The organism is Sphingopyxis sp. 10G20-10, assembly GCF_057365075.1.
The window spans coordinates 1,135,692-1,155,389 of the sequence record NZ_CP195117.1 but is presented as its reverse complement, the minus strand read 5'-3'; the positions used below and the strand labels follow the sequence as shown (position 1 = coordinate 1,155,389).

At 61.2% G+C, this 19,698-nt stretch carries 17 protein-coding genes; 9 read left to right on the top strand and 8 right to left on the bottom strand.

The window, feature by feature from the left end; translation table 11 throughout:
• Positions 1-9 precede the first annotated feature (9 nt).
• The 3 genes from ACR3XE_RS05595 to rnk all read right to left on the bottom strand — a co-directional run bounded on the left by ACR3XE_RS05595 (position 10) and on the right by rnk (position 2,764).
• Positions 10-1,227, bottom strand: a complete 1,218-nt coding sequence (locus ACR3XE_RS05595) for a DUF3011 domain-containing protein (protein WP_473698596.1) — start codon at positions 1,225-1,227, stop codon at positions 10-12.
• A gap of 170 nt (positions 1,228-1,397) precedes the next feature.
• Complete coding sequence (locus ACR3XE_RS05590) at positions 1,398-2,309, bottom strand: DMT family transporter (protein WP_473698597.1); 912 nt, start codon at positions 2,307-2,309, stop codon at positions 1,398-1,400.
• A 29-nt stretch (positions 2,310-2,338) separates the two neighbouring features.
• Positions 2,339-2,764: a nucleoside diphosphate kinase regulator gene (gene rnk, locus ACR3XE_RS05585; protein WP_473698598.1), complete on the bottom strand. Its 426-nt coding sequence runs from the start codon at positions 2,762-2,764 to the stop codon at positions 2,339-2,341.
• Between the two features lie 272 nt (positions 2,765-3,036).
• On the opposite strand from rnk, the gene ACR3XE_RS05580 reads away from it, so the two are divergent.
• Together ACR3XE_RS05580 and murA are read left to right on the top strand one after the other, a co-directional pair.
• Positions 3,037-3,507: an FKBP-type peptidyl-prolyl cis-trans isomerase gene (locus tag ACR3XE_RS05580; protein ID WP_473698599.1), complete on the top strand. Its 471-nt coding sequence runs from the start codon at positions 3,037-3,039 to the stop codon at positions 3,505-3,507.
• 42 nt (positions 3,508-3,549) lie between these two features.
• The gene (gene murA / locus ACR3XE_RS05575) at positions 3,550-4,833 is read left to right on the top strand and encodes a UDP-N-acetylglucosamine 1-carboxyvinyltransferase (RefSeq protein WP_473698600.1); all 1,284 of its coding nucleotides are present in this window, start codon (positions 3,550-3,552) and stop codon (positions 4,831-4,833) included.
• A 4-nt stretch (positions 4,834-4,837) separates the two neighbouring features.
• On the opposite strand, the gene ACR3XE_RS05570 is transcribed toward murA, so the two are convergent.
• A complete protein-coding gene (locus ACR3XE_RS05570; protein WP_473698601.1) occupies positions 4,838-6,841 on the bottom strand; it encodes a GMC family oxidoreductase N-terminal domain-containing protein in 2,004 nt (667 codons plus the stop codon).
• Between the two features lie 349 nt (positions 6,842-7,190).
• Entirely contained in the window at positions 7,191-8,345 is a 1,155-nt protein-coding gene (locus tag ACR3XE_RS05565) for a serine hydrolase domain-containing protein (protein WP_473698602.1), read from the bottom strand.
• 292 nt (positions 8,346-8,637) lie between these two features.
• Between ACR3XE_RS05565 and ACR3XE_RS05560 the strand changes: the two genes are divergently transcribed.
• The gene (locus tag ACR3XE_RS05560) at positions 8,638-8,985 is read left to right on the top strand and encodes a winged helix DNA-binding protein (RefSeq protein ID WP_486185968.1); all 348 of its coding nucleotides are present in this window, start codon (positions 8,638-8,640) and stop codon (positions 8,983-8,985) included.
• A 316-nt stretch (positions 8,986-9,301) separates the two neighbouring features.
• Here the strand turns inward: ACR3XE_RS05560 and ACR3XE_RS05555 are convergent, their stop codons facing one another.
• Positions 9,302-11,395: a malate synthase G gene (locus ACR3XE_RS05555; protein WP_486185967.1), complete on the bottom strand. Its 2,094-nt coding sequence runs from the start codon at positions 11,393-11,395 to the stop codon at positions 9,302-9,304.
• A 195-nt stretch (positions 11,396-11,590) separates the two neighbouring features.
• Between ACR3XE_RS05555 and ACR3XE_RS05550 the strand changes: the two genes are divergently transcribed.
• The 6 genes from ACR3XE_RS05550 (at position 11,591) to ACR3XE_RS05525 (ending at position 17,247) form a co-directional block, all read left to right on the top strand.
• Positions 11,591-12,256 carry a spermidine synthase gene (locus tag ACR3XE_RS05550; RefSeq protein ID WP_473698603.1) on the top strand — a complete coding sequence of 222 codons (666 nt, stop codon included), beginning with the start codon at positions 11,591-11,593 and terminating at the stop codon, positions 12,254-12,256.
• Between the two features lie 191 nt (positions 12,257-12,447).
• Positions 12,448-13,659, top strand: coding sequence for a hydrolase (locus ACR3XE_RS05545; RefSeq protein WP_473698604.1), 1,212 nt, complete (start codon positions 12,448-12,450; stop codon positions 13,657-13,659).
• On the top strand, positions 13,656-14,669 hold the full coding sequence (locus ACR3XE_RS05540; protein WP_473698605.1) for an arginine N-succinyltransferase: 1,014 nt from the start codon (positions 13,656-13,658) through the stop codon (positions 14,667-14,669). The genes ACR3XE_RS05545 and ACR3XE_RS05540 overlap by 4 nt, the downstream gene beginning before the upstream one ends.
• Positions 14,670-14,838: 169 nt before the next feature.
• Positions 14,839-16,089 carry an N-succinylarginine dihydrolase gene (locus ACR3XE_RS05535; protein WP_473698606.1) on the top strand — a complete coding sequence of 417 codons (1,251 nt, stop codon included), beginning with the start codon at positions 14,839-14,841 and terminating at the stop codon, positions 16,087-16,089.
• A 98-nt stretch (positions 16,090-16,187) separates the two neighbouring features.
• The gene (locus ACR3XE_RS05530) at positions 16,188-16,436 is read left to right on the top strand and encodes a hypothetical protein (protein ID WP_473698607.1); all 249 of its coding nucleotides are present in this window, start codon (positions 16,188-16,190) and stop codon (positions 16,434-16,436) included.
• A 49-nt stretch (positions 16,437-16,485) separates the two neighbouring features.
• Entirely contained in the window at positions 16,486-17,247 is a 762-nt protein-coding gene (locus tag ACR3XE_RS05525; protein ID WP_473698608.1) for an alpha/beta fold hydrolase, read from the top strand.
• Here the strand turns inward: ACR3XE_RS05525 and ACR3XE_RS05520 are convergent.
• Together ACR3XE_RS05520 and ACR3XE_RS05515 are read right to left on the bottom strand one after the other, a co-directional pair.
• Positions 17,198-18,238, bottom strand: coding sequence for an alpha/beta fold hydrolase (locus tag ACR3XE_RS05520; protein ID WP_473698609.1), 1,041 nt, complete (start codon positions 18,236-18,238; stop codon positions 17,198-17,200). The two genes, ACR3XE_RS05525 and ACR3XE_RS05520, sit on opposite strands and share 50 nt — an antisense overlap.
• A 60-nt stretch (positions 18,239-18,298) precedes the next feature.
• Positions 18,299-19,678, bottom strand: a complete 1,380-nt coding sequence (locus ACR3XE_RS05515; protein WP_473698610.1) for a DEAD/DEAH box helicase — start codon at positions 19,676-19,678, stop codon at positions 18,299-18,301.
• Between the last annotated feature and the right edge of the window lie 20 nt (positions 19,679-19,698).

The following is a 19,698-nucleotide window of genomic DNA, read 5'->3' as shown; positions in this document are numbered from 1 at the left end:
CTTCTCCGCTTAGTTAAAATCCAGCTGAACAATCTGACTCGGCGTTGCGCGGCAGTACATTTCCAGCGACCGGTCGCCATCGGGATAGTTTGCCGTCATCGCTGCCCTAATGCGCCATCCGCCATTGCCTTCTTCCAGCGACACCAGCCTGTCATAGGACAAGCGCGTTCCGCCGGTCACACCGATCTGACGCGCCGCATCATTCATGCAATTTTGCACTGCCGGACGCGAAGCGCTCGGCAAGCTCGAAAGGCTGGCAGACAGTGCCGCTGGCGGCCCCTCTGGATAGGCTGTTGGCGTTTCGTCCGCCGCGTCCGCGTTCGTCGATGATTTCTTCTTTTTGCTGGTCAGCAACGCGAGCAACCCGCCCGCGACGACGATGCCGCCAATGATCAATCCGGTGCTCGGCCCTTTCTTCTTTTCGGGTTCGGGTCCGGGCAACGGCACAAGATTATTATAACCATATTGGAAATCGGCGCGGCAGCCATCGTTCACCCAGATATAGGTGTCGGTATAGCCCCATTGCCGACCATCGTTGCACTTGCCCCCCAGTCGACGGGTCAGTTCCACCCGGTTATTGGTCAAAACATTGCATTGCTGATAGCGCTTGCTGCGTGATTCACAGCGGATAGTTCCCACGAAATTGTCAATCGGCTGTTCGGGATAAGCACCGCCCGCATAGCCATAGTTAAATTCAGCGCGACACCCGCCTGAAACCCAGATTTGCGAAACCGTATAGCCCCAAGTCCTCCCTTCCGTGCAGCGACCGCCAAGCGTCCGTTTCAGCGTGACGCGGTTATCGGTGCGAACATTGCACCGTTCGGTCTTGTTCTTGCGCGATTCGCAGCGGAGGGTTCCGGTGAAATTGTCGTTCGGCTGTCCCGGATAGACCCCGCCCGCATAGCCATAGTTAAATTCGGCACGGCACCCATTCGAAACCCAGACCTCAGTCGCGCTATGGCCCCAGGTTTGGCCCTGCGTGCAGCGGCCGCTGATCGTGCGCCGTAAAGTGACGCGATTGTCGGTTCGAACCTTACAGCGCTCGATACTGTTCGTGTGCGATTCGCAGCGGATCGTGCCCGCATAGTTCGTTCTTGATTGGGCGTTTTGCGTATCATTATAGCCAGGCCAGGTTTGAGCATATTGAGTTTGAGCTGAGACCGGCAACGCAATTTGCGTAGTGACCAATGCTGCGGCTGTAACAACCGTGCCAATCCTGCGACTCATAATCTTGCCCTTTCAAAAAATTGACCGCTTCTCAGACTAGCATTGTTTTTCGCAAACTTTCTATATTTCAGTACAGAACGTCATTCTGAAATCAAATTTGCTCAAATATGCAATTTTCCTTGAGATTATTACGTCGATTCTTGTCTCCTTCATGGGCCAGTTGCCGCATATTATCCGCTCGCTGTCGCCACCGGCGGCTGCAGGTTGCGCCCCGCGACCACTATGCCAGCGAAAACCAGCGTCAACCCCACCACATGAAACAGATGCAGCCGCTCGCCCAGAAATAGCATCGCGAGCCCAGCCCCCAAAAGCGGCATCACATTCATATATTGGCCGGTCGCGGCAGAGCCGATGAGTTCGACCCCGCGATTGAAAAAGAGATAGGCGAGGAAGGAAGGGAAAATCGAAACATAGCCGATGGCGAACCATGTTTCAGTCGACGGCACAATGAACCGGCCCGACCAGAGTTCGGCGGCATAGGCGGGCGCAATCACACAAACTCCGACCATGATCGAGGCTGCCAGAAAACTGAGCGGATGCACGGGCGGGCGGCGGCGCAACAGCACCGAATAAATCGCCCACAAAAAGACCGCGACGCCGATAATGGCATCGCCGACATTCAACCTTAAATGGATCAGCGCGTGAAGATCGCCGCGCGCGATAATCGCGAGCACGCCAGCCAGCGACACCAGCATCCCCGCAATCTGGCGCCAGCTGGTGCGGTCGCGCATCAGCACCGCACCGACCATCAAGATCAGCGCCGGCTGGGCCGATTGGAGCAACATGGCATTAAGCGCCGTCGTCGTCTGAAGCCCCGTATAGAGCAGCGTGTTAAAAGCCCCGAGACCCAGCGCGCCCAATATCAGCATGATCGGCCAGCGCGACCGAAGCACCGGCCAATCGCGTTTCAGATGCGGCCAGGCCAGCGGCAACAACAAGGCCAGCGCGATGCTCCAGCGCCAGAAAGACAGCGCCACCGGGGGCACCAGATCGCGAGCCGCGCGCCCGACAATCGAATTCCCCGCCCAGAACAGCGCGGTCAGCGTCAGCAAAACATAGGCACGCGACCACACCGCGGACATGTCAGGCCGCACCCCGCCGCGCCAATATGTCACTGATGTACCGACTTACCGCTGCGCACGCGGTCAATCCGCAGCACATGCGGTTGATTATCGCGGTCAGGCCACGAAATCGACGCGCCCTCTGTCAACCCGATCAAACCCGCGCCGACGGGCGTCATCACGGAAATGCGGCCTGCTTCGATATCGGCATAGCTGGGATAAACAAGCTGCACCGACCGGCGAACACCGCTGGTTTCGTCAATAAAATCAACATGGCTGTTCATCGTCACGATGTTGGCGGGCATATCCGCCGCCGCATGAACCTCTGCGCGATCGATTTCCTCAAGCAACAGTCGGGACAGTTCAGGCTGCTTCGATGCGATACGAACGGAAAGATCGGCGAGGATGTCGGCTTCGCTGTCTATCAGATGGATAGCAGGACGCTCAGTGGTGAGCCCCACGCTTATGCTGGTCATGATGTCGTCCTTGAAAACTGGTGTGCAGGCGTTTTGAATCTCGAAACCCCGTCCTCATCGCGGGTGCGAGGAAGACGGGCTAAACCCGCGCCGCGAGTTGGCCTGCATGTATGCGATAGCGTTCAAAGATGACTTGCGTTTTCACATTTTCAATGTGGGCAGCCGACGGGCGGTTGTCAATCTGATGGATGATGTCGGGACATGCCGCCATACGGGCATGACCTGATGTCTTAGCTGTTTTCATCTGCCGCGATTTGGCTAAACAAGCGCCCATGAACAAACTCGCATCCATCGTCGTCCCCCTGTCGTTGCTCACCGCCTGCGCCACCGTGCCGACCCCGCCGTTGACCCCGCCGGGAACCGACTTTCTTATCCGCAATGCGGCGGCCAAGCGCGTCGTGACCACGCCGAGCGGGCTGCAATATTTTGTCGTCATATCAGGGCCAAAAACAGGCCAGTCGCCGGTGTCGGGGGACAGCGTGACCTTTGATTATGAGGGCAAGCTGACAACGGGCAAGACGTTCGACAGCAGCTTTTCACGCGGCGAACCGCTTAGCGGCGAAGTCGACCGCTTCGTCCCCGGCTTCACCGAGGCGCTCAAGCTCATGCGGCCTGGTGATGAATGGATCGTGTGGATCCCGCCCGAACTGGGCTATGGCGCGGCAGCGAGCGGCCCGATCCCCGCCAATAGCGTTCTCCGCTTCCGATTGGCGCTGCACAAGGTAACGCCGCCGACGCCGTAAGCCCTCGCTTGCGCCCTTCCCCTGTTCCGCTAAAGACACATCATGGATCAAATTGTCATTCGCGGCGGTCAGCGCCTGTCGGGCCGTATTCCCATCAGCGGCGCAAAGAACGCCGCGCTCACCCTGCTCCCTTGCGCATTGCTCACCGATGAGCCGTTGACGCTGCGCAATCTGCCGCGGCTCGCCGATGTTGACGGGTTTGGGCATTTGCTCAACCAGCTTGGCTGTTCGACCACGATCGAGGGATCGCGCCCCGAAGATTTTGGCCGCGTGATGACCGCGCGGACGACCAACCTCACCTCGTCGGTTGCTCCCTATGACATCGTCCGCAAGATGCGCGCGTCCATCCTCGTGCTCGGCCCGCTCCTCGCCCGCGCAGGCGAAGCGACGGTGTCGCTGCCCGGTGGCTGCGCCATCGGCAACCGGCCGATTGACCTGCATCTGAAAGCGCTTGAAGCGCTGGGCGCCGAGATCGAGCTGGCGTCGGGCTATGTCAAAGCCAGCGCGCCCGGCGGGAGATTGTCGGGCGGGAGTTTCACCTTTCCCGTGGTGTCGGTCGGCGCGACCGAAAATGCGGTGATGGCCGCCGTCCTCGCCGCTGGCACCAGCACCCTCGAAAATGCGGCGCGCGAGCCGGAGATTATCGACCTGTGCAATTGCCTGACCGCAATGGGGGCAGAGATTGACGGGATCGGCAGCGAGACGCTGACCATCGAGGGCGTCGACCGCCTGCATGGCGCAACCTATCGCGTTATGGCCGACCGCATCGAGGCGGGCAGCTATGCCTGCGCCGCTGTCATCACGCAGGGCGATGTCGAGCTGGTCGGGGCCAAGGCCAGCGAAATGGAAGCGACGCTGTTTGCGCTGCGCGAAGCCGGTGCGACGGTCGAGGACGTCAAAGGCGGCGTCCGCGTCGCGATGGACGGGCGAGCCGAGCCGGTGACGTTGTCGACCGCGCCCTACCCCGGCTTTGCCACCGATATGCAGGCACAATTCATGGCGATGGCGACGCTGGGCACAGGGGCCAGCCTGTTCACCGAGACCATCTTTGAAAACCGTTATATGCACGTCCCCGAACTGGCGCGCATGGGCTGCGACATTCAGGTCAAGGGCCGCACCGCGGTGGTTCGCGGGGTCGAGAGCCTGATCGGTGCGCCGGTCATGGCGACCGACCTGCGCGCCTCGATGAGCCTGATTATCGCCGGACTTGCCGCAGAGGGACAGACCGAGGTCAACCGCGTCTATCACCTCGACCGCGGCTATGAGCGGCTGGAGGAAAAGCTGCAGGCCGTGGGCGCAGACATTGAGCGGGTCAGCGCGGGCTAGAGCCTTACCCGAACGGGTCGTCCCTTGCGGTCGCATAATGTGCCATCGCCATTGTCGTAAATTGCGCGTTGACGCGGATGCAGCTGGGAAAGACGCTGGCGTCGGTGACCAACACATTGGTTGTGCCATGCACGCGGCAGTCGGTATCGACGATGCCATTGGCGGGATCGACATTCATCGCATTGCCGCCGTGCGGGTGGCTGCTCGACAGCGTCACATCATCGGCCTCGCGGATCGCATCGTGAAAGAAAGCGTCGATATCCATGTCGGGCGTCACCACCTGCCCCTTCGCCAGCGCAGGGTAACATTCCAGAGCGCCAGCCGCGAAATGAACCTTGGTCAGCGTCGCCATCGCGCGGCGTAGCACCGGCAGGTCATCCTGTGTGTCGAGTTTGAACTTCAGCTTGCCATCGACCACCCGCCCGCGCCGGTCGGCGGGAAACAGGATGCCCGCCGAGTGGACGCGCCCGAAATTCTGCATCCTTGCCGCATGGTCACCGAACCAGCCCGGCATCAAGGTCGCCATCGCCATCGGCGGCTGGAAATGCGATTCGAGCAGAAAATCGGCGCAATCGACATAGGTCGCCATCTGATCCTCGTCCCACGCGTTGATCGGCGCGCCTTCGGGCATCAGCGCGACGACCGGCGACGCGATGTTGAGCGACACCTGATAGCCCGTTCCCGATATCCCGCTGCGGTCGAGCAGCTTGCTCGATGCAATCGTCCCGCACGCGACGACGACCCCGACATGGGCGTGGACCACCGTCTTGGCCCCGCCGGGCAGGATCAGCTTGACCCCCGCCGCTACGCGCTTGCCGTCGGGGGCGTCGCGCCAGATGATCTTGTCGGCCTTGGTCTCGGCCAGGATGCGCGCGCCATGGTCGCGGCAGGCGTCGGGCAAATAGGTCTGAGCCATCCCCAACCGCCGCCCATAGCCGCAGCCGGTGTTGCAATAGCCGCAATAGGCGCAGGCGGTGGGCGTGTTCGGCGGGCCGAAATTCTTGGAGAACCAGGCCGAAATGGCGCGGCTGTCCTTTGGATCGCCCGAGGTCGCGGCATAATCGGCCCAGCCCTGCATCAGATGCGGGCCATTGTGCCGCCCGCTGCGCGGTTCAATCGGCGCGATGCCCAGTCGCGCGGCGATGGCATCATAGCTGGCGCTGAACGCCGCCTTGTCGACGGGCGCGCCGATGCTCGCCCATTTGTCGAAGATATCGGGCGCATCGGGGTGGGTCTTTCCCTCTTCGTTGACGCGCAGGCAGATGCCGTTGTTGATCGTCGACGACCCGCCGACACAGCGCCCCTGAAAGACCACAAAATCATGGTCGGTCGAGGTTTGCAGCGCGCCATGTTTGTAAAGCTGTGCGATCATGTCGAGTTCGTGAAGCGATATGCGCGGCGAGGGATAAAAAGGACCGGCTTCGACGATCAGCACCTTGTAACCACGGCTGGCCATTTGAAACGCCGCCACCGCGCCGCCCGCGCCCGACCCCAGCACGATCACATCATAGCTTTGTTCCAGTTCGCCCGCGCCGATGACATGCGCGGGATCAATCTCGCGCCCCGCCACCGGCTCGATCGGCATCTCCCCCGCTCCGCGCTGGCGGAATTTGGGGAGGGTGAAGGCGATTTGCCGGTGGACGACATTGTCGCGATTGGCGTCTTCGTCGCCGGGTTCCCAATGGCCGTAATAACAGGCGTAAATCACCCCGCGCACCCGCGCCAGATCCTGAAAAAAGTCGAAATTGGTGTTTTGCAGCCGATGGCGGATCGTCGCGGCACGCCCCGCAATATCATCATTGATAAAGAACGGCCCGCCCAGCACCACTTCGCTGACCGTCAGCGACAGGCGGATTTCGTCCAGCTTGGTCCCACCGATTTTGGCGAACAAATCGGTGAAATTGGCAACGACCTGATCGGCCGAAATCACCATTTCGGCACCATGAAACAGCGCCTCGCTATAGGCCTTTAGAAACCGCAGCTGGCCAAAATTGAACGGAACAACCATCGCCCTGCCCCTTTTCGATCGAATCCGCGCACCGGAAATCGCGCGTCATCACCCTGAATCGGACCATAACCCATGTGCGCCCGCCGCGCGCAATTACTTTGAAAGGTCACAAAGGTCACACTAGGTACCCCCTCTATTCCCTCTCTCCCCGACTGTCCTGACGGAAGTTTTGGTGAGGAAAGGCTGGCAGGGGCATGACATAGCATCACAAGGCTAGTCCGGCGGAAGATTGTAGGACAGCGGTTTTTGGCGGGGCGGTTGGGGGATGGTGGTTTTGGGGTGGGGAGCTGACTGGCTCCCTTTCGTCAAAGATGTACCATTAGCGGACTATGGAGATGCACGCGGGATATTACGCGAATTCGAATAGCTTGGTTGCGATAGATTTAAGGGCGGTCCGGGATTCGGTTGTGGCCGATGCGTTCGCAAAAACGCACACCGCTAACTTCTCCTCTGGCCTGAGGTATGCAGCCGTGAAAACGCCGGGGTCGCCGCCCCAATGATTTATTGTCGACCTTCCAGATAGTGGAGACGACATCCAACCCAGACCTTGACCATCGAGCCAGTCCGGCAATTGCGACGGCTTGTGCATAGTGAGTAACTCGTCTGCCATGTCGGTCGAAATGATATTCACACCAGAACCCGTTCCACGATTGGCTATGGAGCCTGCAAACTTGGTAAAATCATTGATGGAAGATCGGATCATTCCGGCGGGCCAATCTGGAAACCCAACTGGCTCAACGGGATGTTGTACACCATCGATAGACTCATATGGCGTCACTTTGAAGGCAGCAGGGGTATCGGCGATTGTCCAGCTACTGTGCTGCATTCCGAGCGGCCTGAATATATCCTCCCGCGTTTGAATACGCATGTCCGCACCGGAAACCCTTTCGGCAATGTAACCGAGCAGAGCGTAACCGATGTTGCTGTAGGCCCACGCAGTTCCCGGCGCCGTCTCTAGAAACACTTTGTTGCGTTCATAAAACTGACCGCCCGGGACGAGATAGCCTCGCACTAAAGTGGACAGCTGCATTTCTGCATCGCGCCCAAGCACTCTGAAATCGATCTCATATGCCTTTTCGTCAGAGATGCCTGAGGTATGTGTGAGGAGCTGGCGAGCTGTTATTGCGGCATCAGGATGAAGCGGGTGCACTAGGGGAAAATCGAGATATTGCGTCACTGGTGCATCCAGGTCGAGTGCACCGCGCATCGAAAGCTGGGCAATTGCAGCTGCCGTAACTGTTTTCGTCAGTGATGCCACGTGAAACATGCTGTCGGTCGTAACTGGAAGCCGGTTCTCCAGGTTTGCATACCCATAACCGCCTGCGAAAACGATTTCTCCGGACCGCGCTAAACCTGCAGCCAAACCCGGAATAGACGCGGAACGCATCTGGTCTCGCACGAACTCATCAAGGCGGCGTTGTCGGTTGGTATGTCCGCGTGCAATTGCTGGTAGAACAGCTGAACTTGCTATTGCTGCTAAAACTGTTCTTCGCCGAAATTTCACAAAGCCCCCTTGATAATATGCAGGTACCTACGCATATGATGAATATACCTACGCATATGATGAATATACCTACGCATATGATGAATATACCTACGCATATGATGAATATACCTACGCATATGACGGGTATAGTGATAAATTCAAGACAGATTACACCCAGCAAGTTGGGTCGGTCGCACTCAGCGCACGGCTGAGGCGATTGATAAATATTATCGATGGTGACATTGCACGCGCCTATCAATTTCACGATGCAAAGTTCGAACAGCGTTGGTAGGGACTTATCAGTCAGCTGGTGCTGAATGGACCGATGACCGTCAGCGAAATTGCGGAAACTCTGTGCATAATGCATGTCTCGATCAGTCAATCGCGGCAATCGCTTGAGCAGGCTGGATACATAACTTCTGCAGTCGATCCAAGGGACCGACGGCGGCGACTGCTAAGTGTGACGCCTGCCGGAAACAAGCTTGTCGAGAAACTATTACCATTATGGAGAGCACTCGCGGCTACCGCCGTTAAGCTTAATCGGAAAGCTGATGATGCTATAGCTGCACTAGACCGTCCTGACGCTGCCCTTTCTCGCCGATCAATGTTTGATCGGATCGCAGACCATTCCGAAGATATTCGGTCAGCCAGAAAGTGATGTTGCGAATAAAGGGCCAATAAGACCCTTTCAACGGCAGCTTCTGGGAAGCTAGAAAATGAAACTCCATCGTCCGCAACTGGGTCGTTTGCTGTCGTCCTCTCACACCCGTTCGTGTCGCGCCCTTCGACTGCCTTAGCAGGCGCTCAGGATAAACTTCCACCGTGGTGGAAGTCGAGACACCCATCGGCCTTGCACCCCGCCGAGGGGCCTCTCGACTTCGCTCGATGCGAACGGGATGGGCGGACTGGCATGAGGGGTGTGGGGCGGTAACGGTCGTTAGCCAACAATCGCTGCCTACCGCCCCACGCGCCCTCTACGCCGCCGCCTTTTTCTCCAAACGGAACGCATGGAGCAGCGGTTCGGTGTAGCCGCTGGGCTGGGTCACGCCTTCAAAGATCAGCGCCCGCGCGGCGCGATAGGCTATGCCGTCGGGGGTCAGTTTTTCGTAGAGCGGATCGCCCGCATTTTGCGCGTCGACCTTGGTTGCCATCCGCGCCAATGCGGCGTCGACTTGGCTTGCGCTGCACACGCCGTGGAGCAGCCAGTTGGCGAGCGCCTGACTGGCGATGCGGAGCGTTGCGCGGTCCTCCATCAGGCCGATATCGTCGATATCGGGGACTTTGGAACAGCCAACACCCTGATCGATCCAGCGCACGACATAGCCCAAAATGCCCTGACAACCATTGTCGAGTTCGCGGGTGATTTCGGCCTCGCTCCAGTTGCGGCCCTCCGCCACCGGAATCCGCAGCAGGCGGTCGAGCGAGGGCACCGCCTCGCCCGCAATCTCGCGTTGGCGGGCGAACACATCGACGGCATGATAGTGCATCGCGTGGAGCGTCGCGGCGGTCGGTGACGGCACCCATGCGGTGTTCGCGCCCGATTTCGGATGGCCGATCTTGGCCTCGATCATCGCGTGCATCAGGTCGGGCATCGCCCACATGCCCTTGCCGATCTGCGCCTTGCCCGACAGCCCACAGGCGAGGCCGATACGGACGTTGCGGTCCTCGTAACTGGCGATCCAGTCGCTCGCCTTCATCTCGCCCTTGGGGATCATCGGCCCCGCGCGCATCGAGGTGTGGATCTCGTCGCCGGTGCGATCAAGAAAGCCGGTGTTGATGAACACGATGCGGTCTTTCACCGCCTGGATGCACGCGGCAAGGTTCGCCGAGGTGCGCCGTTCCTCGTCCATCACGCCCACTTTGACTGTGTGGCGCGGCAGGCCGAGCATATCCTCGACCGCATTGAACAGGCGGTCGGTGAAGCCACATTCCTCTGGCCCATGCTGCTTGGGCTTGACGATATAAATGCTGCCCGCGCGGCTGTTGCGCAGGCGGCCCAGCGCCTTCACATCGTGGAGCGCACACAGGCTGGTGAACAGGGCGTCGCAAATGCCTTCGGGGGCTTCGCTGCCATCGGCTAGCCGCACCATCGGTGTCGTCATCAGATGGCCGACATTGCGCACGAACAGGACGCTGCGCCCGTGCAGGGCAAAGGCTTTGCCGTCGGGGGCGGTCCATTGACGGTCGGGTGCCATCGCGCGCGTCACCGTCTGCCCGCCCTTGGCAAAGCTTTCGGTCAAATCGCCGCGCATCAGGCCCAGCCAGTTGGTATAGCCGAGCACCTTATCCTCGCCATCGACCGCGGCGACGCTGTCTTCCAGATCGATGATCGTGGTCAGCGCGGCCTCCAGCACCACATCGGCGATGCCGGCGGGGTCGCTTTTGCCGATCGCGCTGTCGGGATCGATCACCAGTTCGATGTGCAGGCCATTGTGGCGCAGCAAAATGCCGCCGGGCTTGCTGCCCGCCCATTGCGATTTGTCGGCCAGCATCAGTTGTCCGCCCTGCCAATCGGCCCATGTCCCCGACGCCAGCGGCACCGCCTCGTCCAGAAACGCCTTCGCCCGCGCGATCACCGCCGCGCCACGAACGGGATCATAGCCGCCGGGCTTGGCGGGCGGCGCGTCGAGCGCGTCGGTGCCGTAAAAGGCATCGTACAGGCTGCCCCAGCGCGCATTGGCGGCGTTGAGCGCAAAGCGCGCGTTGAGCGCGGGCACCACCAGCTGCGGCCCCGCCATTGTCGCAATCTCGGGATCGACATTGGCGGTGCCGACGGCAAAGGCCGGTTCGGGCACCAGATAGCCAATGTCGCGCAGAAACTCCTCATAAGCCGCCGCATCATGCCCCTTGCCGTCGCGCGCGATATGCCAGGCGTCAATCTGCGCCTGCAAATCCTCCCGCTTCGCCAGCAAAGCCGCATTTTCGGGCGCAAACTTGTTCAGCAGCGCGGCAAAATCGGCCCAGAAGCGGTCGGACTTCAGTCCGGTTCCGGGCAAAGCCAGCCGGTCGACAAAGTCCACCAGCCGCGCATCGATCGACAGGCCGTTGCGATTCAGAAATTCGGTCATGAAACACCCTTTGGTACAGCGCAGAACGCCTGTGTGAATCCGGGGAGGAAGGGTGGCCGCCCTATGCCGCGATTGACGCGGGAGGGCAAGGGGGTGGTTGGCGGGAGGGGCGGAAGGATAACGGACCATATGCGAACGGCCCAAAGAATGACAAAGCCCCCTCGCCAAACACCCTGCCGTCGCTATAGACGCCGCATGACTCCCCGCACCCTTATCGATAGCGCGCACATTCCCGGCGGCGATGAATTGCGGCTGTTTCGGCGCGGCGATGATTTCATCATTGCGCTGGGTCGCAACGAATTGATGAGCAGCCGGATGAGCGGGTCCGAAGAGGCGCTGGCGGTGATGACGTGCGAGCGGCTGAACGCCGCCGCGCCGCATCTTTTGATCGGCGGCTATGGCATGGGGTTCACGCTGCGCGCGGCGCTCGCCAAGCTGGGGGCCGAGGCGCGCATCACCGTCGCCGAGCTGGTTCCGGAGATTATCGACTGGGCGCGCGGCCCGATGGCTGATCTGGCTGCGGGCTGCCTCGACGATGTGCGGGTCGATCTGGTCATGGGGGACGTTGCGGACGCCATCAGCGGCGCGACGCGGCGTTATGACGCGATCCTGCTCGACGTCGACAATGGACCCGACGGGTTGGTGCGGGCCGGAAATGACCGGATTTATTCGGGAGCGGGGCTGGCCCACGCCAAGGCGGCGCTTCGGCCCGGCGGCGTGCTGGCGATCTGGTCCGCCGCGCCCGACGCGCGCTTTGTCCAGCGGTTGACCGGCGCGGGTTTTGCCGTCGACGAGGTCGTGGTGCGCGCGCGCAGCAATGGCAAGGGGCCGCGGCATATCATCTGGTTTGCGCGTCCCTGAAAAGCCCCTCCCCTTCAGGAGTGGCAGGTTTGGGTGGGATCAGCGACATGGCGCAAGGCCGACGCCCCCACCCGCTGCGACTAACCAGCAAGCTGGCAAGTCTCGCTGCCCTCCCCTGAAGGGGAGGGGCTGAAATGGAATGCAAATCATCCCCTCGCCAAGCCCCCCTGTTCCTGGCTATACGCAACAATATGACAAGCCCCACAGCAGATGAAACCAAGACCCTCGACCGCGCCGCCGCTGCGCCGATGCTGGCGCAGGTCGAACAATGGGCGGCGACCAACAGCGGGACGGGCAATCTTGCAGGATTGAAAAATGTTGCGGGGCAACTTGCCGATGCCTTTGCCGCGCTTCCCGGTGATATCCGCCTTGTCGCGCCCGATCCGGTCGAAAGTGTCGATAGTAGCGGCCAGGTCCGCACCATAGAGCGCGGCGAGCATCTGCACCTGCGCGTGCGCCCCGATGCGCCTGTCCAGCTGTTGCTGACCGGCCATATGGACACGGTGTTCGGTGTCGATCATCCGTTCCAGACGATGCAGTGGCTGGAAGAGGGCGTGCTCAACGGTCCCGGCACCGCCGATATGAAGGGCGGGCTGTCGGTCATTTTGGCCGCGCTGGGCGCGGTGGAGGCGTCGCCGCTCGCCGCACGCATCGGCTATGACGTGATGATCAACAGCGACGAAGAGACGGGCAGCCATGCCTCGGCGGCGCTGATTGCCGAACTCGCCAAGGGCAAAACCGCCGCTTTGACCTATGAACCCGCGCTTCCCGACGGCACATTGGCGGGCGCGCGGCCCGGTAGTGGTAACTTTTCGATCACGATCCACGGGCGCAGCGCCCATGCCGGACGCAACCCCGAAGAGGGGCGCAACGCGCTGGTCGCCGCCGCCGATCTGGCGCTGCAGCTCAATGCACTCAAGTCGCTGGAATTAAAGGTCAACCCTGCCCGTATCGACGGCGGCGGCCCGAACAATGTCGTCCCCGACAGCGCCATATTGCGCGTCAATATGCGCCCATCGACCCCCGCAGCGATGGACGCCGCGCTGGACGCGCTCCGTGGCACCTTAGCCAATATCGAACGCGACCATGACGTCCACGCCCACCTCCACGGCGGCTTCAACCGCCCACCCAAGCCGCTCGATGCCCAAGCGACCAAATTGTTCGAGCTGGTTCGCGATTGCGGCGCGGCGCTGGGCCTGCCGCCGATCAGCTGGAACGCCACCGGCGGCGTGTGCGACGGCAACAATATCGCCGCCTGCGGCATCCCCGTGGTCGACACCATGGGGCCGCGCGGCGGAGCGATTCACTCTGCGGACGAGTTTTTGATTGTCGACAGTCTGGCCGAGCGCGCCCAACTGTCGGCGCTGACGATTTTACGATTGGCGGAACGGGGGACTTTGTGAGCTATGTAATCCGCGCGGTACAACCGAGCGACCTGCAATCCATCTATGAAATGGCCAAGCTGACCGGCGGCGGCTTTACCAATTTGCCGCCCGACAAAAAGGCGCTGCGGTCCAAGCTGGAGCGCGCCGAGGCGAGCTTTGCCAGCCCCGCCGAAGAACCTGCCGACGAGCTGTACCTGCTGGTCCTCGAGGACACCGATAGCGGCGAAGTGCGCGGCACCTGTCAGATTTTCGGGCAGGTCGGCCAGCGCTGGCCCTTTTATTCCTATCGCATCGGCACCGACAGCAAGCATAGCGAGCAGTTGAACCGCACCTTTCACGCGCAGATTTTGATGCTCAGCAACGACCTCAACGGGGCCAGCGAAGTCGGCGGATTGTTCCTGCATCCGGCGGCGCGCGCGGGCGGGCTGGGCATGTTGCTGGCGCGGTCGCGCTATTTGTTCATCGCCCGCCACCGCGCGCGCTTTGCCGATCGCATCCTCGCCGAATTGCGCGGGGTCATCGACGAAGCGGGCGGATCGCCGTTCTGGGATGGCGTGGCCGGAAAATTCTTTGGCATGAGCTTTCAGGAAGCCGACCAGTTCAACGCGGTGCATGGCAACCAGTTCATCGCCGATCTGATGCCCAAACATCCCGTCTATATCGCGATGCTACCCGACACATCGCGCAGCGTCATCGGCGTCCCGCACCCCAGCGGTCGCGCCGCGATGCGGATGCTGGAGAATGAGGGCTTTGCCTATGAAAATTACGTCGATATTTTTGACGGCGGCCCGACGATGACCGCGCGCACCGATGCCGTTGCCAGCATCGCCAACGCCCGCACCGGCGCGATCACCGCGCTGAACGGTGGGGCGGATAGCGCGTTGATTGCCACGGGGCGGCTCGCCGATTTCCGTTGCTGCTATGGCAAGGTTGACGCGGGCGATGACGACAGCCTGTATGTCGAAACCGACGCCGCCGAATTGCTGGGCGTCGGCAAGGGTGATGATGTGAGCTGGATCGCGCGGTAGCTTATTTTAGCCCCTCCCCTTCAGGGGAGGGGTTGGGGTGGGGTTTGCCGAAGTAGCGCAAGGTCGATGACCCCACCCGCTGCGGCTAACGAACAAGTTCGTAAGCCTCGCTGCCCTCCCCTGAAGGGGAGGGGTTAGAGGAACAATGGAAACGGAGTGATTCCCTCTTATGCTGACAGAGATCAACTTCGACGGGATCATCGGCCCGACGCATAATTATGCGGGGCTGAGCCCGGGCAATATTGCCTCGGCCAACAATGCCGGTGATGTGTCAGAGCCGCGCGCCGCCGCTTTGCAGGGCATCGACAAGATGCGCGCCAATCTGGCGCTTGGCCTGCCGCAGGGCTTTTTCATGCCGCTCGACCGGCCGAACGAAGGCTGGCTGAAGACATTGTCGACCCGTCTCGATTCCGCCGAGCCGCATATCCGCGCACAATCCTTTTCGGCCTCGGCGATGTGGGCTGCCAATGCCGCAACCGTCTCCCCTGCCCCCGACACCAGCGACGGCAAATGCCATCTGACCGTCGCCAATCTGGTGACGATGCCGCACCGCAGCCATGAATGGCCGGGAACGCTGGCGCAGCTAAAGCTCGCCTTTGCCAACCCCGCCTTTGCCGTTCATGGCCCTGTCCCTGCCCCCTTTGGTGATGAGGGTGCGGCCAATCATATGCGGCTGTGTTCGGGTCATGGTTCGACGGGTATCGAGATTTTTGTCTATGGGGTCAGCGGCGGGCGCTTTCCGGCGCGGCAGAATCTGGAAGCGTCAAAGGCGATTGCGCGGCGGCATGGGCTGGACCCTGCACGCACCTTGTTTGTGCAACAGGCCGATGCCGCGATTTCGGGCGGTGCCTTTCACAATGATGTTGTCGCGGTGGCCAATGAACGGGTGCTGTTCACGCACGAAACCGCGTTTCAGGATCGCGAGGGCGCCCATGCGGCCATTCGTGCCGCGATGCCCGAGGTAGAGATTGTCGAGGTTCCGACAAGCGCGGTCAGTTTGGGCGATGCCATTTCTTCCTATCTGTTCAACGCCCAGCTTGTCTCGTTGCCCGATGGGGGCGGAATGGGTCTGGTTCTGCCCACCGAGGCGCGCGACACCCCTGCCGTCTGGCAATGGCTGGAGGCGCATGTCGCGGGCAACGGACCGATCCGCAAACTTATCCCCGTCGATGTCCGCCAGTCGATGGCCAATGGCGGCGGCCCGGCTTGCCTGCGCCTGCGCGTCGTCGCCGATCCGGCGACAGTCGATTCCCGCTTTATGGCCGATGCAGACACGCTCGACCGCCTGAGCGACGTGATAGCGGCGCATTGGCCCGAGCAGATCGCGCCCACCGACCTCGATTCCGCCGGACTGGCCCGCGACGCCAAGGCGGCACGCGCGGCGCTGCTTGCCAAAATGGGACTCACCGACCTTCTATGAGCTTTCCCTAGCTGTCGGATTAACTTACAGTTTACCATATGCCGCCGCGTCGATGCGCGCATTTGCGCCATTGGCATGGCTCTTGCGGGGATATGGATATGTGGAAGAAGATCGGCCGACTGTTCATTATCAAGACGCGCCTCGAAGCTTGTTTGATCATTTACGCGTTGGGCGTCGGGGCCATGGAGCGGGGCATGGTTTATCTCGACCATTATCCGGGCTTCGGCGGCAAAATGCTGTTGATCGCGTGCAGCGGATCGGTGTTTCTGGCCGGAGCTAAGATTTTCGACTGTCTGCGCTATGAGCAGGCGGAGGCGAAGGCCAAAACCGATCTGACCACAGCCTGATCGGCTTCGGGCCTTTCACCCGACGGCAAAAGCTGCCAAGCACGCCCGCATGAGCAGGATCAGCGGCAACCCCGATATCAGTATGGAATCCGTGTACGGCTTTGGACTGCGCGTCGCGCGTTGGCGGGCGGGTAGTGAAGACGGCACGCCTCTGTTGTTCCTCAACGGCGTCGGCGCCGACATAGCCGCCGCCGCCCCGCTGTTGACGCAGATTCACGGGCGCGAGGTCTGGACGCTCGACATGCCGGGGGTGGGTGGATCGCCCGACTCCCTGCTCCCTTATACAGCGCCGACGATGGCGGCGGTGGTCATGGAAATCGCCGATCATTTCGGCCATGCCTCAATCGACATCGCCGGGTTCAGCTGGGGCGGCGCGCTCGCGCAGCAGATCGCGGTGCAGTTCCCGCAACGTATCCGTCATCTGGTGCTGATGGCGACTAGCCCCGTGGTGTCGGCGCCCGGTATTGGATGGGGCGCATTGTTCGATGACGACATGCGCATGAGCGGGCTCAAAATGCCGACCGCGACCCCGCTGGGCCTCACCTATCAGACGACCGCCATGGCAGGCTGGACCAGTGTCGGGCTGCTTCCCAGTCTGAAAGATTTGCCAACGCTGATCCTGATGGGGGAGCATGACGGGATCATGCCAGCCAGTTACGGCCAGATGCTCGCCGACCTGATCGACGGCGCCGAGCTGGAAGTGGTGTCCGGCGGATCACACCTCTTTCCCTTTACCAACAGCGCCGCCGTCGCGACCCGGATTATGGCGTTTCTGGACCTGCCACAGTCGGATCGCCAAGCCGCCGCTTAAGGAAATCGGCGATGGCGTTCGCTGTCGCATCGGGTGCTTCCTCCATCGGCAAATGCCCGACATGATCGAGCAGCACGACTTCGGACCCGGCAATACGCTCATGAAATGTCTGCGCGGCGCTGGCGTTGATCAGCCGGTCCTGTTTTCCGAACAGGATCAGCGTCGGCACTTTGATGTCGCCGATCTTGTCCGCCATCTCCGGCTCGCGATCGATGGTAGAGCGCAGCGCGGTCGCCGCGCGATTGCCGGGAAAGCGTAGCAATTCCCAATAACGATCGACCATCGCATCGTCGACCATCGCCTGATTTTCGACCGATTCACGCAGCGATTTTTCAATCAGACTGCGCGGTGTAATCTTGCCCGCGAGCCAGCGTCCCAATGGGTATTTGAGGATGCGAAAGCCGATGTTCGACGGGGGTGCCGGATCGCCCTTGCGAGGCGGCATACCAGAGGCATCCAGCAGGATCAGCGCATCGACCCGGTGCGGTTCGGCGAGCGCATAGCGCCAGCTGATCCAGCCCCCCATCGAATTGCCGCCAAGAATGAAATGGTCGAGGTTCAGCTTTGCCGCGACGACATCGACCGCCGCGATCATCCCGCTGGCGGCATAATCCTTGTCAGGCGTCGCGCCGGTCAGGCCATGACCGGGCAGGTCGAGGGTGATGATGCGATAGCGGTCGCCCAGCCGCGCCACCATCGGTTCCCAGGTTTGCAGACTGCTGTTTGACCCGTGAAGCAGGATGATGGGCGGGCCGTCCGCCTTTCCCTGATCGCGATAATGGACATGCTGGCCCGCTGGCCCATCGGCAAATTGTGCGTGCGGACCGCCATATTTGGCGACCATAGCGCCGCGATCGGTGTCGGGCGTTTCGAGCGCAAAGAAGCTGAGGATGATGGCCATCACCACCATCAACGGAATCATCAGCCGCTTGCGCCGCCATAAAGGACGCCGTGGCGGTGGCGGCGGATCAAAGTCATCATCGTCAAGCATTGCAGGCCCCTCCCCGTCGCGACGGGAAGGTAGCGTGCGAATAGATGAGGTCAACGATAGTTAAACGCGCGTCACCGCATTTCGGTGTGCGCCGACGCTTTTGTTGCGGGGACGAAAGTTCCGCTTGCGCTGGCCCTGCGCCGCTTCGCCTGCCGCACCGTCGCGGCGCGGACCACGATCACCGCGCGGCTTTCCGCCGTCGCGTTGACGATTGGCATCCTGACGCTGGCGGTTGGGGTCGCGGCCACGACTGCCAGTATCGCGCGGCGGCGCCACCGGCTTGGGCAGATTGCGCACCAGTTCGTTGAAATTCTCGGGCAGCGCCATCGGTTCGGGACGCGAGCGAGTGACCCGCTCGATCGCCTTCATATAGGGGCGCTCGTCGGGGGCGACAAAGCTGATTGCTACGCCCTCTGCGCCGGCGCGCGCGGTGCGGCCGATGCGGTGGACATATTGTTCGGCGACATTGGGGATTTCAAAGTTGATGACATGGCTGACGCCCGACACGTCGATACCGCGGGCCGCAATATCGGTCGCGACGAGCAGCTTGATGTCGCCCGAGCGGAAAGCCTGCAGCGCATGGGTGCGTTGCGGCTGGCTCTTGTTGCCATGAATCGCCATGGCCTTGATCCCGGCGCCCGCCAGATGGCGGACAATCCGGTCGGCGCCATGTTTGGTGCGCGAAAAGATCAGCGCGCGCTCAATGTCTTCTTTTTGGATGACAGCGGTGAGCAGCGCCTGCTTTTCCTTTTGCTCGACAAAGGTCGAAAATTGGCGGATCTTTTCAACGGTCGTCGCTTGCGGCGTGACCGATACCGTCACCGGATCGTCGAGGAACTGCTGCGCCAGGCCAGCGATTTCCTTTGGCATGGTGGCCGAGAAGAACAGGTTCTGGCGGCGCGGCGGCAGCAATTTGGCAACGCGGCGCAGCGAATGAATGAAACCCATGTCCATCATCTGGTCGGCCTCGTCGAGGACGAAAATATCAACATCGGCGAGCGACAGCGCGCGCTGGTCGATCAGGTCGAGCAAACGGCCCGGCGTGGCGACGAGGATGTCGACACCCGGAGACAGCGCGCGGATCTGGCGGTTGACGGGCACACCGCCAAAGACGGTCGCAACCGTCAAATTGGTAAAGCGGCCATAGTCACGGCAGCTCTGGGCAATCTGTGCCGCGAGCTCGCGGGTCGGTGACAGGATCAGCATACGGCAGGCGCGCGGGGTCGGGCGATTGCGCGGGTTACTGATCATGTGGTGGATGGAAGGCAGCGAAAAAGCAGCGGTCTTACCGGTGCCCGTCTGCGCGATACCGCATAGATCGCGGCCCTTCAGCAGTTCGGGGATCGCCTGAACCTGAATCGGGGTCGGTACGGTATAATCCTTGGCGGCAAGCGCACGATTAATGTCGGCGTGCAGGCCAAAGTCATTGAATGTCGTCATAAAATACTCACAAAAGGGTC

Bases quoted from the DNA above. Each gene is read 5' to 3' on its own strand.
- ACR3XE_RS05595 (WP_473698596.1), bottom strand. From the start codon at position 1,227: ATGAGTCGCAGGATTGGCACGGTTGTTACAGCCGCAGCATTGGTCACT.
- ACR3XE_RS05590 (WP_473698597.1), bottom strand. From the start codon at position 2,309: ATGTCCGCGGTGTGGTCGCGTGCCTATGTTTTGCTGACGCTGACCGCG.
- rnk (WP_473698598.1), bottom strand. From the start codon at position 2,764: ATGACCAGCATAAGCGTGGGGCTCACCACTGAGCGTCCTGCTATCCAT.
- ACR3XE_RS05580 (WP_473698599.1), top strand. From the start codon at position 3,037: ATGAACAAACTCGCATCCATCGTCGTCCCCCTGTCGTTGCTCACCGCC.
- murA (WP_473698600.1), top strand. From the start codon at position 3,550: ATGGATCAAATTGTCATTCGCGGCGGTCAGCGCCTGTCGGGCCGTATT.
- ACR3XE_RS05570 (WP_473698601.1), bottom strand. From the start codon at position 6,841: ATGGTTGTTCCGTTCAATTTTGGCCAGCTGCGGTTTCTAAAGGCCTAT.
- ACR3XE_RS05555 (WP_486185967.1), bottom strand. From the start codon at position 11,395: ATGACCGAATTTCTGAATCGCAACGGCCTGTCGATCGATGCGCGGCTG.
- ACR3XE_RS05550 (WP_473698603.1), top strand. From the start codon at position 11,591: ATGACTCCCCGCACCCTTATCGATAGCGCGCACATTCCCGGCGGCGAT.
- ACR3XE_RS05545 (WP_473698604.1), top strand. From the start codon at position 12,448: ATGACAAGCCCCACAGCAGATGAAACCAAGACCCTCGACCGCGCCGCC.
- ACR3XE_RS05535 (WP_473698606.1), top strand. From the start codon at position 14,839: ATGCTGACAGAGATCAACTTCGACGGGATCATCGGCCCGACGCATAAT.
- ACR3XE_RS05530 (WP_473698607.1), top strand. From the start codon at position 16,188: ATGTGGAAGAAGATCGGCCGACTGTTCATTATCAAGACGCGCCTCGAA.
- ACR3XE_RS05525 (WP_473698608.1), top strand. From the start codon at position 16,486: ATGAGCAGGATCAGCGGCAACCCCGATATCAGTATGGAATCCGTGTAC.
- ACR3XE_RS05520 (WP_473698609.1), bottom strand. From the start codon at position 18,238: ATGCTTGACGATGATGACTTTGATCCGCCGCCACCGCCACGGCGTCCT.
- ACR3XE_RS05515 (WP_473698610.1), bottom strand. From the start codon at position 19,678: ATGACGACATTCAATGACTTTGGCCTGCACGCCGACATTAATCGTGCG.